We start from the raw sequence: 16,490 nt of genomic DNA, 5'->3' as shown, positions 1-16,490 counted from the left end.
GGAGTTGATGATTCATGGATATCCGTAAAGTTAAGAAACTGATCGAATTGCTGGAAGAGTCCGGCATCGACGAGCTCGAGATCAAGGAAGGCGAAGAGTCCGTACGCATCAGCCGTCACAGCAAGACCCCGGCCCAGCAGTTCTACGCACCGGCACCGATGCAGGCTCCAGCCGCCGCGCCTGCTCCGGCAGCAGCGCCAGTTGCCGCCGCCGCTCCAGCAGCACCTGCCGCGCCAACGCTCAACGGCACCGTTGCCCGTTCGCCAATGGTAGGCACGTTCTATCGCAAGTCTTCCCCGTCCTCGCCGTCCTTCGTTGAAGTCGGCCAGACCGTGAAGAAAGGCGACACGCTGTGCATCGTCGAAGCCATGAAGATGATGAACCACATCGAAGCTGAAACCAGCGGTGTGATCGAATCCATCCTCGTTGAAGACGGCCAGCCGGTTGAGTACGACCAACCGCTGTTCACCATCGTTTGAACCGCGGAGAGCTTTCGATGTTGAAACCTGCGAAGTTGGAAAAAGTCCTGATCGCCAACCGCGGTGAAATTGCCCTGCGGATTCTGCGTGCCTGCAAAGAGATGGGCATCAAGACCGTCGCCGTTTACTCCAAGGCCGACAAGGAACTGATGCACCTGGGCCTGGCGGACGAATCCGTCTGCATTGGTCCGGCGTCGGCTGCGCACTCTTACCTGCACATCCCGGCGATCATCGCCGCCGCTGAAGTGACCGGCGCCACCGCCATTCACCCTGGCTACGGTTTCCTGGCGGAAAACGCCGACTTCGCCGAACAGGTCGAAAACTCCGGTTTTGCCTTCATTGGTCCGAAAGCCGACACCATCCGCCTGATGGGCGACAAGGTGTCGGCCAAGCACGCCATGATCGCCGCCGGTGTACCTACCGTTCCGGGTTCCGACGGCCCGCTGCCTGAAGACGAAGAAACCGCTCTGCGCATTGGTCGCGAAGTCGGTTATCCGGTGATCATCAAGGCCGCCGGTGGCGGCGGTGGTCGCGGCATGCGCGTGGTACACAAGGAAGAAGACCTGATTTCCTCGGCGAAACTGACCCGCTCCGAAGCGGGCGCGGCGTTCGGCAACCCGATGGTCTACCTGGAAAAATTCCTGACCAACCCGCGTCACGTCGAAGTCCAGGTGCTGTCCGACGGCCAGGGCCAGGCCATCCATCTGGGCGACCGCGACTGCTCGCTGCAGCGTCGTCACCAGAAGGTTCTCGAAGAGGCGCCGGCTCCGGGCATCGACGAGAAAGCGCGCGAGGAAGTCCTGGCACGTTGCGTCAAGGCTTGCATCGACATCGGCTACCGCGGCGCCGGCACCTTCGAGTTCCTCTACGAGAACGGTCGTTTCTACTTCATCGAAATGAACACCCGTGTTCAGGTGGAGCACCCGGTTTCGGAAATGGTCACCGGTATCGACATCGTCAAGGAGATGCTCAGCATCGCCGCCGGCAACAAACTGTCGTTCACCCAGGATGACGTGGTGATCCGCGGCCACTCGTTGGAATGCCGGATCAACGCCGAAGACCCGAAAACCTTCATGCCAAGCCCAGGTACGGTCAAGCATTTCCATGCACCGGGTGGCAATGGCGTTCGCGTCGACTCGCACCTGTACAGCGGTTATGCGGTTCCGCCGAACTATGACTCGTTGATCGGCAAGCTGATCACCTACGGCGCAACCCGTGACGAGGCCATGGCGCGCATGCGCAATGCGCTGGACGAAATCGTGGTAGACGGGATCAAAACCAACATCCCGCTGCACCGCGACCTGGTCCGCGACGAAGGCTTCTGCAAAGGTGGCGTCAACATCCATTACCTGGAACACAAGCTGGGCAACCAGCACTGATGTTTCAAGTGATGTAAAAAGACCCCGGTCCATTGGCCGGGGTCTTTTTTTGCCTGCTCTTTAAGGATAACGGCCAAATGGATCAGCTCAGCGCCACCGTAGGGAACGCGTGGGCTTCGATCTGTGCCGCAGTCGCTGGCCGACCCTGCGGGGTGAGAACGGCACCACTGGCATTGGCTACCAGCGGTTCGCTGCGCACGCGCGTCATGAACCCACGAGCCCGCACCGACACCGGATCAGAACCCTTCTTCGCCCTCGCCAGCACCGGTATGTAGTAGCGTTCGACTTGACTGGCCGATGTCTTGAATACCGTCGAGACACCACTGCGCAGATCCAGTGAAACACCATAGATATTGCCGAAGCAGGACGAATACGACCAATGATCCCAGGTGGGTCGCAGCCCCTGGCGCCGCATCGCCGACCTGACCCGTCCGCCAATGTCAGCCCCCGTCAGCCAGTCGCCACCCACCAGGGTCGTACGAATATCCTTCGCGTTTGCGCCCAGGCGTCGCATCACGTCCCGCAGACTGCGCTCGATCAGCGCGCGGATATTGTGATCGAAATGGATAACGGCCCCTGCCTTGGTGGTCGGGTTATACAACGACGCGATCACGCACGTCTGCGCGTTCAGGGAGAACAGATAGTTATCTGCCGCGGCCTCGCTGAACCTTGCCACCACGGCCTCGCCCTGCAACGCGCCCCTTGATACATCCGGAAAGACATGACCGGGAAACGCCTCTCGCAGATCATTCACTCGTCCCAGGACAAGCATCTGATCATTGCCCCCTTTCAACCCGACCTCGTTGTGTACCCACTTGCCCTTCCCCACCCTGCGGATGGGCAGGTTGTACAAGGCGCCGGGACGACTGGCATCCACCAGGCACAAACCGCCGAAGTAAGGGTCTTCCTTCACTTGGTAGTACTTGCCTTTACTGCGGATGTAATAAGTAGTGTGTGGCTGCGATGCGCTGGGCGGGCTGCGATAGGTGCCTTGGAAGATGCTCTCCCCGGTTACCAGCTCCAGATGCTCAGGCGCTTTGCCGACCGCCTGTTTCGGCTTGAAACGTATGGGCTGGATCACCGGCCCGGGCTCTTTGGCAATCAGCGGCGCCATGCTTGCCAAGCGCTGCTCGGACAGTGACATGGGCTTCACGACAAGCTTCAGGCTTCTGGCCGCCCGCCCCAGTAGCGGAGCAACGGTCCCGCCCCCCAAGGCAGCGAACAATAGGCCCCAGGAGGCCATCAGCCAGTGGCCCAGCGCACGATCCGTATCGCCCTGCCCATGCGCCTCGGCGGCCTGTTTGACGCTGACGGCAATAAAGGCGACATCCAGCAGTAAGGCGAAGGGCGGGTAAACCAGGCACACGGGAGCCGATGCAAACAGCAGCCCCTTGATGATCTGCTGCCTGATCACCTCGGCGCGACTTTTGGTGACGTCTTCCACATCGCTGAGCGCGCGCTCGATGTAGGCATCGAACTCCGCCTGGATATCGTTCACTCGATTGAACTCGCGCAATGTGTCGACGCCAATGCTCGTCGCCGCCAGCGCCGCCAACGAACGCCTGACGGCCGTGCGGGCGCCGAGCGCGACCCGCTGCAGCACATAGTCATGCAGGCGCGTGGCGACCGCCCCGGAAAAGTCCTGGTATCGGCGAAACGTGACACCGTCCGGGGCGTCCGGCGTGTACAGCCAATAGGCGCCCTTCGGATCGAAGTAGGCGAAGACGTAGACGCCCATCACGATATGGCCGCCGACGGAAAACCTGATCACCCCTTCGCGCTGCACGACGGTCCCCGAATACACCGGACCGGACACTGGCACCGACTCACCCAGTAGGGTGACTTGGCGGGTAAGCCACCAAAACTCATTCGCGCTCAACTGGGATTTGCCCGTTGCGACACGCAGGTCACGGTCCATCCGGGTCAGCAACAGGCTGCGGTAGGCATTGCGCCGTGCGGTGTATTCAGGGGCACTGGCATCGAGGAACCTGGCACGGACCTCCCGTACATACTGCTCGCCCACGTATGCCCGCCGGATATAGGACGCAAGCTCCGCACTGCGGACCTGCCCCAGGTCCTGCCCCACCGAGGAGCGCACACCTTTTCTGGGATTGTCGATACCCGAGTTATCGTCATACCCATGGATAACGAGCTCCAGCAGGCTGGCGACCTTCGTCTTGCCGTCCGCCAACCCTGGGTTGTAGTCGATGAGCACCGTTTCGGGATCGACCGGCGCCTGCACGCCCTTGCTGCGCATGTAAGGAGCAATCGCTTGCGTGACGACACGCTTGGCGAAATCCACGAAGACTTCGTAGCCCTCCAGCTGTTTATTGAACACCTGCTGATGGACCAGAAGTTCCTGGCTCAAGCTGCTGATGGTTCGCCGCGCCTCTATCGGCAGGGCGGAGTACCAGCGAGGCGATTCGTCCAATGCCACCTGTGCCAGGTTGTTGTTCAGGCCCATTGCAACGATGTCTTCAAGGCAAGCCTTGAAGCCAGCCACCGCACCTCTGGGATCCCGGCTTGTATCCCATGTCATCGGCTTGTCTGCCACACGGGCAAAGTATTCCCGGGCCACGCCCCGATCTCCCGCAGAGATCAGCTGCAGCAGGTACTCGCGACCGGCTTCGCTGCGGGTCCAGGCGCCTATCTCCACGCTCACGGCCCAAAGCGAGGGCAATTCGATCCACTCCTGGCCATCCGGTTTGTCGGGGGCGTACAACAGCAGGTCGCCTTGCAGGTCCTCGCGATAGAACAAGAGCAAATCGGCACACTTCAACGTGTTTGGAAGCACCAGACAGCTAACCCGCAGAACGCTGGCGGACTGCTCCGAAGCTTCGCCCTCCCACAGAGCCTTGAGAGCTTCATGGTGGGTCACCTTCAAATGACCCGCGCAGCGGGCTATGAACGCACTTTGCTGCAATCGTGCCGAGAACCAATCGAACATGGCGTCTTTCAGATCCCCTCGGCCATACAGGTCGACCAGTGCCTGCAAGTACCCGGCCGGGGCATCAACATCCGCCAGCAATTGACTAATGAATGCTGGCGAAAGCGGCTGGTTACGCAGCATGGCGCCGTTTTCCACCAGAAACACCGCCACGGTGTCCGGCCTTATGGGGCCGGCCGCCAGCAACTCGCTCAGGCTACGGGTCTGCACCGGCTGCCCCATCACACTTCGCCACTGCAGTTGCACTCGAATGCGGTCCGGCTCGACGTCCATGTCCCGCTCACGCCTGACATAATCCTTGACCAGATGCCGGGCAAAAGCCTGCCGCGAACCCAGGCCATCGAGCAGTCCATCCAGCAGTGCCTGGGCCTGGGAGGTCTGGTCCTGAAAAGCCCTCAGCTTTTTATGATCAGCTTCGCTTAGCCCTCGCAACCAATCAGACAATTGCAAACGCGCGATGGCCTCAAGGCTTTGACGCTCCTGCATCGTCGCCAATGCGGTCAATTGACTCATCTGCCGCCAGCGGTGCTGGAGCGCTTCGATTTTCGCTCTAAGCTCATCGACCTCCAGGCCCTCCAAGGAACCAGGCTGGAAAAGCAGCTCGACTGCAGCCATGTGCTCATCGAGCTTATGCTTGAGCAGCGCTTCAAGCGAGGCGTCGCGCTCCGCCATTCGCCAATGGCGTCGCAGATAGTCCTTGTAGTGATGAATAAAACCCGAGGCGCCCCCCTCCACCGCCTGGACAATAATCGCCTGGCGCTCAGTCGGAAAACCCAGGTCAGCCCCGTCCGGCCAGCGGTAGGGCGCCTCCTGTTCTTCATCGCTAACCAGCGGTTTCTGATCGATCATGCGTTGCAGCACCGTGTCGAGCAGGGTGCCAATGAAATGCGGGTCTATGTTGCCGTGGTAATAGTGGTTGCGCAGTTCGACCAAGACATACTCTTCCAGCACCTCCAGCAAGGTCATCTGGGCGTGTAATCGCTGGTCGATAGCAGCCTGCCAACGAGCCAGCCTCTCCAGAATGACTTGTGCAGTTTCCGCCTGCGGGGAAGATACCGGCCCCGCGCCGCTCGTGTTGCCTTGCCGCTCGGCAGTGTTGTCCATCACATTCCTCCCTGTTGTGTGGACCCGCACCTTATCCGCCCGCCAGCGCCCGCATGTCATACATATATATATCGAAACACCAGCAGGGCGGCGCAAGACTCGCTTATCCACTTTGACGGCGACCTGGCGTACACTGCGCGCCTTTGCAGCCCTGCGCTGCCCCCAGTAGATTTTTCCAAAGGTGCCCGCCATGCCTTGGCTGCAAGTACGTCTGGCTATCAGCCCGGAACAAGCCGAAACCTACGAAGACGCGTTTCTTGAAGTCGGCGCCGTATCGGTAACTTTCATGGACGCCGAAGACCAGCCGATCTTCGAGCCGGAACTCAATACCACGCCGTTGTGGTCCCACACTCACCTGCTGGCCCTTTTCGAAGGTGGCACCGAGCCGACCAGCGTGCTGGCACATCTGGAGCTGCTCACCGGCAGCCCGTTGCCCGAGCATCACAGCGAAGTGATCGAAGACCAGGATTGGGAACGCAGCTGGATGGATAACTTCCAGCCGATGCGCTTCGGTCAGCGCCTGTGGATCGTGCCGAGCTGGCATGCCGCGCCGCAGCCGGATGCGGTGAACCTGCTGCTGGACCCAGGGCTGGCGTTCGGCACTGGCACGCACCCGACCACCGCGCTGTGCCTGGAATGGCTCGACGGCCAGGACCTCAAAGACTGCAACGTGCTCGACTTCGGCTGCGGCTCGGGGATCCTGGCCATTGCCGCGCTGCTGTTGGGCGCCAAGGAAGCGGTCGGCACCGACATCGACGTCCAGGCCCTGGAAGCCTCCCGCGACAACGCCGGGCGCAACAACATTGCCCCAGAGCTGTTCCCCCTGTACTTGCCGCAAGACTTGCCACAGGTTCAGGCCGACGTACTGGTGGCCAACATCCTGGCCGGTCCGCTGGTGTCCCTGGCGCCGCAGTTGTCGAGCCTGGTCAAGCCGGGCGGACGCTTGGCGCTGTCGGGCATCCTGGCCGAACAGGGTGAAGAAGTCGCTGCGGCCTATGCCGCAGACTTTGATCTGGACCCCATCGCCAGTCGCGATGGCTGGGTGCGCATCACCGGTCGTCGGCGCTAGAATGGGCGCCTGTATCAACCGGATCGCCGCATGACTGACAGCTTCGTCACCCAGTGCCCGCATTGCCACACCAGTTTTCGCGTCAGCCACACTCAATTGAGCGTGGCCCGCGGGGTGGTTCGCTGTGGCTCGTGCCTGCAAGTGTTCAATGCCGCACGGCAATTGCTCGAACAGCATGCTGCCAAGGAAACCGTCACGCCCCTGGCACCGCCAATCAAGACGCCCGCTGCCGAATCCCCGCCCCGTGCGATCAGCCAGAAGCAATGGACCGCCGCCGAGCTGGACCTCGATGATCTGGACAAGGAACTGGCTCGACTGGAACGGCGTGACAAGCGTGCGCCGGATACCTTCGGCCGACGTCGTGAAGACAACCTGAGCGCGCAACGCGACCCGCTCTCGAACGACCAGGAACCCTGGTCCGACAGCCTGTACAGCGAATCCACCAGCGAGCGCGACGAAACGACCCTCCAGCCCCCGGTCGAACCTTTCGCGCCCCATGAACCGGCCCGGCCTCCGCGCACCGAACCGTCCTTGTCCCTGGCGCTGGAACCACTGGAACCGGACGACGAACCGGTCACCCCGCTACGCCTGGAGCCGGACGACGAGCCCCACGAACACTTTGAGAGCTTGTCTGCCAGCGATGATCACGATGATCACGACGAAGCACCTCTGCAGGCGGTGCCGACGCGCAAGGCACGCGAGCGCCATGAACCCGGAATACGCGCCGAGGCCCTTCAGGATCTGGATGACGATCCGCTGCAACTGGACTGGCGCAAGCGTCGCTCGCCCTGGGGCCGGCGCTTGCTATGGGGCCTGTTGATACTGTTTGCCGCCGCGGCCCTGGCCGGCCAGTACATCGCCTACCACTTCGAAGAACTGGCCCGTCAGGATCAGTATCGCCCGTGGTTCCTGCAGATTTGCCCGACCATCGGCTGCGACGTGCCATCCAAGGTCGACATCGCCAAAATCAAAAGCAGTAACCTGGTGGTGCGCAGCCATCCGGAGTTCAGCGGCGCCCTGGTGGTGGACGCAATCATCTACAACCGTGCGCCGTTCTCCCAGCCTTTCCCGCTGCTGGAGCTGCGTTTCGCCGACCTCAACGGGCATTTGATCGCCAGTCGCCGTTTCAAGCCCGGTGAATATCTGGGCGGCGATGTCGAAGGCCTGGGAGAAATGCCGCCGCAGACGCCCATTCATATTGCCCTGGATATCCTGGACCCGGGACCGAAAGCGGTGAACTACAGCCTGAGCTTTCATTCACCAGAGTGATACACACCCGGGCCGGGCGATTGGCGGCAGCTTTCTGACTCAGCGCACCCGAACCAAACCGCTGGCGATAACAAAATAGCTGTTCAGATTTTATCCAATTCGACCTTTATCCAGTCATCGAGAGCGGGTATCATGCCAACCCTTTTTCGAAGTCTCATGATCCGGCCCCACTTCAGGGAAGTCCTATGTCGGCGGTACGCATCGGCCCATATACATTACAGAACGGCCTGGTTCTCGCCCCAATGGCGGGCGTCACCGACCAGCCCTTTCGTCAGCTGTGCAAGCGACTGGGCGCCGGGCTGGTAGTTTCGGAAATGGTCAGCAGCGACATGAGTTTGTGGAACACCCGCAAATCGCGTCTGCGCATGATCCACGAAGGCGATCCCGAGCCCCGCTCGGTGCAGATCGCTGGTGGCGATGCCCAGATGCTGGCGCAGGCGGCCCGGGCCAATGTCGAGCTGGGCGCACAGATCATCGACATCAACATGGGCTGTCCGGCGAAGAAGGTCTGCAACAAGGCTGCAGGCTCGGCACTGCTGAAGGATGAAGCGCTGGTCACCGAGATCCTGCAGGCGGTCGTCGCCGCAGTCGATGTGCCGGTGACCCTGAAGATCCGCACCGGGTGGGACCGGGAGAACAAGAACGGCCTGACGGTGGCGAAGATCGCCGAACAGGCAGGCATCACGGCGCTGGCGGTGCATGGCCGCACCCGTGCCGACCTGTACACCGGCGAGGCCGAGTACGACACCATCGCCGCGATCAAGCAGGCGGTGTCGATTCCGGTCTTTGCCAACGGCGATATCGACTCGCCCGAAAAGGCCCGGTACGTGCTGGACGCGACGGGTGCCGACGGGTTGTTGATCGGCCGGGCTGCCCAGGGGCGGCCATGGATTTTTCGTGAAATCGAACACTTCCTGCGCACCGGCGAAAAGCTCGCTGCGCCGCAACTGTCCGAGGTGGAACGTATTCTGCTAGAGCATCTGGCCGCGCTGCATGCCTTCTACGGAGAAGTCATGGGTGTACGCATCGCTCGCAAGCATGTGGGCTGGTATCTCGCAACCCTGCCGGGCGCCAGGGAGTTTCGCGCCCGTTTCAATCGTTTGGATGGTACGCAAGCACAATGCGCCGACGTTCAGGCGTTCTTCGCTGAGCGTTACAAGAGCCTGACAGGGGACGAAGGGGTGGCCGCATGACGATGATGACCGAGACTTTAGTGAGTGGAATAACACCCGTGAGCGACAACGTAAATTTGAAACAGCACCTCAATACGCCCAGCGAAGAAGGTCAGACCCTTCGCGGGAGTGTCGAGAAGGCGCTGCACAATTATTTCGCCCACCTTGAGGGCGCTGCCGTCACGGATGTGTACAACCTGGTGCTTTCGGAAGTCGAGGCACCTCTGCTCGAGAGCGTGATGAACTACGTCAAGGGCAACCAGACCAAGGCCAGTGAGCTGCTGGGCCTGAACCGCGGCACCCTGCGCAAGAAACTCAAGCAGTACGATCTGCTGTAAGCATTCAATCAAACCAGAAAGGCGCCCGCGTAAAAAACGGTCGCCTTTTTTGCTGACTTCCCTTGCTTTTGATGGAAATTGAAATGACCGACCAGACCACCCGCCTGCCGATCCGCCGCGCCTTGATCAGCGTCTCCGACAAGACCGGGATCCTCGAATTCGCCCGCGAACTGCAACAGCTGGGCGTCGAGATCCTCTCCACCGGCGGGACCTTCAAGCTGCTGCAGGACAACGGCGTCGCCGCAGTGGAAGTCGCGGACTACACCGGTTTTGCGGAAATGATGGACGGTCGGGTCAAGACCCTGCACCCGAAGATCCACGGCGGGATCCTGGGTCGTCGCGGCATCGACGACGCCATCATGAACGAGCACGGCATCAAGCCGATCGACCTGGTGGCCGTCAACCTCTACCCGTTCGAAGCCACCATCAACAAGCCAGGTTGCGACCTGCCGACCGCCATTGAAAACATCGACATCGGCGGCCCGACCATGGTCCGCTCGGCGGCCAAGAACCACAAAGACGTGGCCATCGTGGTCAACGCCAGTGACTACGCCAGCGTGCTGGAAAACCTCAAGGCCGGTGGCCTGACCTACGCCCAGCGTTTCGACCTGATGCTCAAGGCCTTCGAACACACCGCCGCCTACGACGGCATGATCGCCAACTACATGGGCACCGTGAACCAGGCCGCTGAAACCCTGTCGACCGAAGGCCGCAGCGAATTCCCACGCACCTTCAACACCCAGTTCGTCAAGGCCCAGGAAATGCGCTACGGCGAGAACCCGCATCAGAGCGCGGCGTTCTATGTGGAAGCCAAACCTGCCGAAGTCGGTATCGCCACCGCCACCCAGCTGCAAGGCAAGGAACTGTCTTTCAACAACGTGGCCGACACCGATGCGGCGCTGGAATGCGTCAAGAGCTTCGTCAAGCCTGCCTGCGTGATCGTCAAGCATGCCAACCCGTGCGGCGTGGCCGTGAGCCCCGACGCCGAGGGCGGCATCCGCCAGGCCTACGAACTGGCCTACGCCACCGACACCGAATCGGCATTCGGCGGCATCATCGCCTTCAACCGTGAACTGGACGCCGAAACCGCCAAGGCCATCGTCGAGCGTCAGTTCGTCGAAGTGATCATCGCCCCTTCGGTCAGCGAAGAAGCCCGTGCCATCGTCGCCGCCAAGGCCAACGTGCGCCTGCTGGCCTGCGGTCAATGGTCGGCCGACCGCGCGCCGGCCTGGGACTACAAGCGTGTCAACGGCGGCCTGCTGGTACAAAGTCGCGACATCGGCATGATCGGCAGCGAAGATTTGAAAGTGGTGACCCAGCGCGCCCCAAGCGAACAGGAAATCAACGATTTGATCTTCGCCTGGAAAGTGGCCAAGTACGTCAAGTCCAACGCCATTGTCTACGCCAAGAACCGCCAGACCATCGGCGTCGGCGCCGGCCAGATGAGCCGCGTGAACTCGGCCCGCATCGCCGCGATCAAGGCTGAACACGCCGGTTTGCAGGTACAGGGCGCGGTCATGGCCTCCGATGCGTTCTTCCCGTTCCGCGACGGCATCGATAACGCGGCCAAGGTCGGCATCACTGCGGTGATCCAGCCGGGTGGTTCGATGCGTGACAATGAAGTGATTGCCGCCGCTGATGAGGCCGGCATCGCCATGGTGTTCACCGGCATGCGCCACTTCCGTCACTGATACACCGCTCCCCTTGTAGGAGCTGACGAGTGAAACGAGGCTGCGATCTTTGATTTCGCATCACAGCCAGATCAAAAGATCGCAGCCTCGTTTCACTCGTCAGCTCCTGCAGGGGATTGCAGCGCCCCCACAGTTTTCGAGGTTTTTGAAATGAATGTTTTGATCATTGGCAGCGGTGGCCGTGAACACGCCCTGGCCTGGAAAGTAGCTCAGGATCCGCGTGTGCAGAAGGTTTTCGTGGCACCGGGCAATGCCGGTACCGCCATCGAAGCCAAATGCGAAAACGTCGCCATCGACGTGCTGGCCCTGGAACAACTGGCCGACTTCGCCGAGAAGAACGTCTCGCTGACCATCGTCGGCCCGGAAGTGCCGCTGGTTGCCGGTGTGGTCGATCTGTTCCGCTCCCGTGGCCTGGACTGCTTCGGCCCGACGTCCGGCGCCGCGCAGCTGGAAGGCTCGAAAGCGTTCACCAAGGATTTCCTGGCACGTCACAAGATTCCGACCGCCGACTACCAGAACTTCACCGAGATCGATCCGGCCCTGGCTTACCTGCGCGAAAAAGGCGCGCCGATCGTGATCAAGGCCGACGGTCTGGCCGCCGGTAAAGGCGTGATCGTGGCCATGACCCTGGCCGAAGCCGAAGACGCCGTGCGCGATATGCTGGCCGGCAATGCCTTCGGGGACGCCGGTTCCCGGGTGGTGATCGAAGAGTTCCTCGACGGCGAAGAAGCCAGCTTCATCGTCATGGTCGATGGCAAGAACGTCCTGCCAATGGCCACCAGCCAGGACCACAAACGTGTTGGCGATGGCGACAGCGGCCCGAACACCGGCGGCATGGGTGCTTACTCCCCTGCCCCGGTGGTCACCGCCCAGGTCCATCAGCGGGTCATGGACCAGGTCATCTGGCCGACCGTGCGCGGCATGGCCGAGGAAGGCAACGTCTACACCGGCTTCCTGTATGCCGGCCTGATGATCGACAAGGCTGGTAACCCAAAAGTCATCGAATTCAACTGCCGTTTCGGCGATCCTGAGACCCAGCCGGTGATGCTGCGCCTGCAATCGAGCCTGGTGCTGCTGGTCGAAGCCGCCCTGGCCCAGGCACTGGATAAGGTCGAAGCCCAGTGGGATCCGCGTCCAAGCGTCGGTGTGGTACTGGCAGCCGGGGGTTACCCGGGCGACTACGCTAAAGGTAAAGCAATACAAGGCCTGGAGGCTGCAGCCGGGCTGGAAGGCAAGGTTTTCCATGCGGGGACCGCGCTGAAGGATGGCCAGGTGGTCACCGCCGGCGGTCGCGTGCTTTGCGCCACCGCCATGGGGTCCAGTGTCGACGCGGCTCAGCAGCAGGCCTACAAGCTTGCCGCCGAGATCGACTGGGAAGGCTGTTTCTACCGCAAGGACATTGGCTACCGCGCCATTGCCCGCGAGCGTGGCGAAAATCTGGAATAACCCGGCCATTCAGACCGGCAAGCGCCCATGGCCCTTGCCTGTCTGCTCCGGCGCCGCGCATAGTTATAATCTGGCATCAACCTACGAAGGGATTTCGCCGTGCGCTGGCTCAGGATTGCCATAGGTTTAACCGTCACCCTGCTGACACTGCTCTGCACGCTCCCGGCTCAGGCCGCGCCAGGCAGTGGTTGGGCGGTATTGCTCGACGAACAGGGCGACCTGAAGCTGAGCGACATCCGTTCTGCCCGCTACACCAATCAATTCAGCCCCATCGACCTGGACCGCCTGAGGGCCGCCGAGCCGGGCGGGGCATTGTGGTTGCGTTTCCGGCTGGCCCCCGACCCACATGAACAAATACTGCGTATCTTTGCACCCGACCTGTCTCGCCTGAACCTCTATGTGCTGGACGGCGATACCCTGGTGGACCAACAGGTCGGCGGCGATGCCCTGCCACGTATTGAACACCCCCTGCCCAGCAGCGATTACCTGCTGGCCCTGCCGCGCAGCGACAAACAGCTGGACGTCTACCTGCGCCTGGCGTCCCGGCACGAACTGCGGCCCTATGTCACACTGGAACCGGCGATACAGGCGGCGGCCAATCAGAACCAGACGCTGATCTACGGGTTGCTGTTCGGCTGCATCGCGATGCTGATCCTGCACAACCTGACCCGCTACGCCTATACCCGCTCACGCAGTTGCCTGTGGCTGGCGGCCTGCGAAGGGTTGTTGATGCTCAGCCTGGTGCTGCTGTTGAACCTGGCAGGCGCCTGGCTGCCCGACTGGCCGGCCATTCAGACGCCGGGGGCCTATCTGGCCCTGCTGCTGACCGCGCCCTGCGGCCTGATGTTCGCCTACCGCTTCTTCGCGCCCCTGGGCCCGCACCCGTTGAACCGGCTGCTGCTGGGAGACATCGTGTTCATCACGCTGTGCAGCCTGTTGCTGTTGTTCGTGAACACACTGCCACTCAATATCATGACCTATGCCCTGGTTGCGCTGGCCGGCCTGAGCATGCTGTTCGTCAGCGCCTGGCACTGGCAAAAGGGCTATCGCCCGGCACGGCTGTTTGTCGCCGCCATGGTGGTTTTCAACCTGGGCACGCTGATCATCCTTCCAGCCCTGCAAGGGCTGACGGAAGTCGCTCCCCAGGGCCTGATCATCACCCTGCTGGGGTTCATCTGCGTCAGCGGCCTGCTGATGAGTGTTGCCCTGGGCGAGCGCCAGCGCTCAATCAACGAGAGCCGTTTCAGCATCAGCCGCGACCTGGCGGCAAGCAATGCCGAGATCAATGCCAAGGCCGAGTTCCTGGCCAAGATCAGCCACGAGATCCGTACGCCGATGAACGGCGTACTGGGCATGACCGAGCTGCTGCTGGGCACACCGCTGTCGGTCAAGCAGCGCGATTACGTGCAGACGATCCACAGCGCCGGCAACGAACTGCTGACCCTGATCAACGAGATCCTCGACATTTCCCGGCTGGAGTCCGGGCAGATCGAACTGGACGACGTGCAGTTCGACCTCAACGCGCTGATCGAAGACTGCCTGAGCATCTTCCGCGCCAAAGCCGAACAGCAGAATGTCGAATTGATCAGCTTTATCCAGCCCCAGGTGCCGCGAGTGATCAGCGGTGACCCGACACGGTTGCGCCAGGCGCTGTTGAGCCTGCTGGAAAACGCCCTGAAAAAAACCGACGAAGGCGAAGTGTTGATTGTCGTGGCGCTGGACGAGCGCAGCAATCAGCCGCGCCTGCGCATCGCGGTGCAGGACAGCGGAACGCCCATGGACGCCGAAGAGCGCGACACGCTGATGCATGCCGAATTGCACAGCAAGAACTTCCTCTCGGCCACCCGCCTGGGCGGCAACCTGGGCCTGGTCATCGCCCGGCAATTGATCATGCTGATGCACGGCGAGTTCGGCATCAAAAGCGGCAGCAACCAAGGCAGTACCTTGTGGCTGACCTTGCCCCTGGACCCGGATCGCCTCGAGCATCCGACCTCCGACCTCGATGGTCCGCTGCAAGGGGCGCGAGTGTTGATCGTCGACGACAATGACACCTGCCGCAAAGTGCTCGTACAGCAATGCAGCGCCTGGGGCCTGAACGTCAGCGCCGTACCCTCGGGCAAGGAAGCCCTGGCGCTGCTGCGCACCAAGGCGCACCTGCGGGACTACTTCGACGTGGTGCTGCTGGACCAGAACATGCCCGGCATGACCGGCATGCAACTGGCGGCCAAGATCAAGGAAGACCCGAGCCTGAATCACGACATCCTGTTGATCATGCTCACCGGTATCAGCAACGCGCCGAGCAAGGTCGTGGCACGCAACAGCGGGGTCAAGCGCATCCTCGCCAAACCGGTGGCCGGCTATACCCTCAAGACCACCCTGGCGGACGAACTCAACCAGCGCAACAAAGGCCAGGCACCGAGCATACCGACGGGCGCAGGCCCTGTCGTTCCGGTAAAAGTACCCAGCGACTTCCGCATCCTGGTGGCCGAAGACAACAGCATTTCCACCAAGGTCATCCGTGGCATGCTTGGCAAGCTCAACCTGCAACCCGATACCGCCAGCAACGGCGAGGAAGCCCTCAAGGCCATGAAGGAGCAGCGCTACGACCTGGTCTTGATGGACTGCGAAATGCCGATCCTCGACGGCTTTTCCGCCACGCAACAGCTACGCGCCTGGGAAATGGGTAACCAGCGAACCCGCACGCCCGTGGTCGCGCTCACCGCGCACATCCTGGCCGAGCACAAGGAGCGCGCCCGTCAGGCCGGGATGGACGGCCATATGGCCAAACCGGTGGAACTGTCGCAACTGCGCGAGCTGATCGAACACTGGGTGGCCCAGCGCGACCAGCAGAATCGCACAGCACAGACGTCCTGAGCCGACAGACACCAAAACGCCTGATAGACTCCCCGACGTCTTTCTCCGCCTTGAGCCTCGACCATGCTTCATGTGTTGTTCAGCGTTTATCTGAAGATGCTGGTGCTCTACAGCCCCTTCTTCGTGCTGTCGTGTTTTATCGGCCTGACTCGCGGCTACTCGCGCAAGGAACAACGGCGCCTGGCCTGGAAAGTCGCGATCGCGACGCTGGTGTCCAGCGTATTGCTGTATTTGTTCGGACGGGTGATTTTCAGCGTGTTCGGCATCACCGTGGATGCATTCCGCATCGGCGCCGGCAGCGTGCTATTCATTTCGGCGCTGGGCATGGCTCAAGGCAAATCAGCCGTACAGACAGATAATGTTCAGCAGGACGTGACCATCGTCCCGCTGACCATTCCGTTGACGGTCGGCCCCGGCACCATTGGCGCCTTGCTGGTGATGGGCGTGAGCCAGCCGCACTGGGACGACAAACTCATGGCCATCATCAGCATCGCCCTGGCCAGTTTCACCGTTGGCGTGGTGCTTTACCTGTCCAGCCGCATCGAGCGGATTCTCGGTGACCAGGGCTTACAGATCGTCAGTCGCCTGATGGGGTTGTTCGTCTGCGCGCTGGCCGCGCAGATCATCTTTACCGGGGTCAGAGGCTACCTGGTGCCCTAGCCACACCAGCAGCCTCAATGTGCGGAGAATCGCCCCACGAACGATAGACTGATTTAAATCGG

11 protein-coding genes are annotated in these 16,490 nt (G+C 61.5%); 10 read left to right on the top strand and 1 reads right to left on the bottom strand.

All coding sequences use genetic code 11. The features are described 5' to 3' along the window. The first annotated feature begins 14 nt into the window (after window positions 1-14). Both accB and accC read left to right on the top strand, forming a co-directional pair. Window positions 15-479 carry an acetyl-CoA carboxylase biotin carboxyl carrier protein gene (gene accB / locus BMY45_RS06740; RefSeq protein WP_053118072.1) on the top strand — a complete coding sequence of 155 codons (465 nt, stop codon included), beginning with the start codon at window positions 15-17 and terminating at the stop codon, window positions 477-479. Window positions 480-496: 17 nt separating this feature from the next. Next, window positions 497-1,858, top strand: coding sequence for an acetyl-CoA carboxylase biotin carboxylase subunit (accC, locus tag BMY45_RS06735; RefSeq protein ID WP_092395897.1), 1,362 nt, complete (start codon window positions 497-499; stop codon window positions 1,856-1,858). A gap of 82 nt (window positions 1,859-1,940) precedes the next feature. On the opposite strand, the gene BMY45_RS06730 is transcribed toward accC, so the two are convergent. Further along, a complete protein-coding gene (locus BMY45_RS06730) occupies window positions 1,941-5,909 on the bottom strand; it encodes a type III effector 1 (protein WP_092395895.1) in 3,969 nt (1,322 codons plus the stop codon). Between the two features lie 190 nt (window positions 5,910-6,099). On the opposite strand from BMY45_RS06730, the gene prmA reads away from it, so the two are divergent. From prmA to BMY45_RS06690, 8 genes are all read left to right on the top strand, one after another. Next, window positions 6,100-6,978 (top strand): 50S ribosomal protein L11 methyltransferase, encoded by an 879-nt coding sequence (gene prmA, locus BMY45_RS06725; RefSeq protein ID WP_092395893.1) that lies wholly within the window; start codon window positions 6,100-6,102, stop codon window positions 6,976-6,978. Window positions 6,979-7,008: 30 nt separating this feature from the next. Then, window positions 7,009-8,247 (top strand): DUF3426 domain-containing protein, encoded by a 1,239-nt coding sequence (locus BMY45_RS06720; RefSeq protein ID WP_092395891.1) that lies wholly within the window; start codon window positions 7,009-7,011, stop codon window positions 8,245-8,247. Window positions 8,248-8,432: 185 nt separating this feature from the next. Then, complete coding sequence (gene dusB, locus BMY45_RS06715; RefSeq protein WP_092395889.1) at window positions 8,433-9,440, top strand: tRNA dihydrouridine synthase DusB; 1,008 nt, start codon at window positions 8,433-8,435, stop codon at window positions 9,438-9,440. Then, on the top strand, window positions 9,437-9,757 hold the full coding sequence (gene fis, locus BMY45_RS06710; protein ID WP_025211617.1) for a DNA-binding transcriptional regulator Fis: 321 nt from the start codon (window positions 9,437-9,439) through the stop codon (window positions 9,755-9,757). The genes dusB and fis overlap by 4 nt, the downstream gene beginning before the upstream one ends. Before the next feature lie 83 nt (window positions 9,758-9,840). Continuing rightward, window positions 9,841-11,448, top strand: a complete 1,608-nt coding sequence (gene purH / locus BMY45_RS06705; RefSeq protein ID WP_092395887.1) for a bifunctional phosphoribosylaminoimidazolecarboxamide formyltransferase/IMP cyclohydrolase — start codon at window positions 9,841-9,843, stop codon at window positions 11,446-11,448. 150 nt (window positions 11,449-11,598) lie between these two features. Continuing rightward, window positions 11,599-12,894 (top strand): phosphoribosylamine--glycine ligase, encoded by a 1,296-nt coding sequence (purD, locus tag BMY45_RS06700; protein ID WP_092395885.1) that lies wholly within the window; start codon window positions 11,599-11,601, stop codon window positions 12,892-12,894. A 99-nt stretch (window positions 12,895-12,993) separates the two neighbouring features. Next, a complete protein-coding gene (locus tag BMY45_RS06695) occupies window positions 12,994-15,768 on the top strand; it encodes a hybrid sensor histidine kinase/response regulator (protein WP_092395883.1) in 2,775 nt (924 codons plus the stop codon). Window positions 15,769-15,831: 63 nt separating this feature from the next. Next, entirely contained in the window at window positions 15,832-16,428 is a 597-nt protein-coding gene (locus BMY45_RS06690) for a MarC family protein (RefSeq protein ID WP_047227382.1), read from the top strand. Window positions 16,429-16,490 lie beyond the last annotated feature (62 nt).

The organism is Pseudomonas sp. NFACC39-1 (genome assembly GCF_900110355.1).
Classification (GTDB): domain Bacteria; phylum Pseudomonadota; class Gammaproteobacteria; order Pseudomonadales; family Pseudomonadaceae; genus Aquipseudomonas; species Aquipseudomonas tehranensis.
This window is presented reverse-complemented; position numbering and strand designations above follow the sequence as displayed.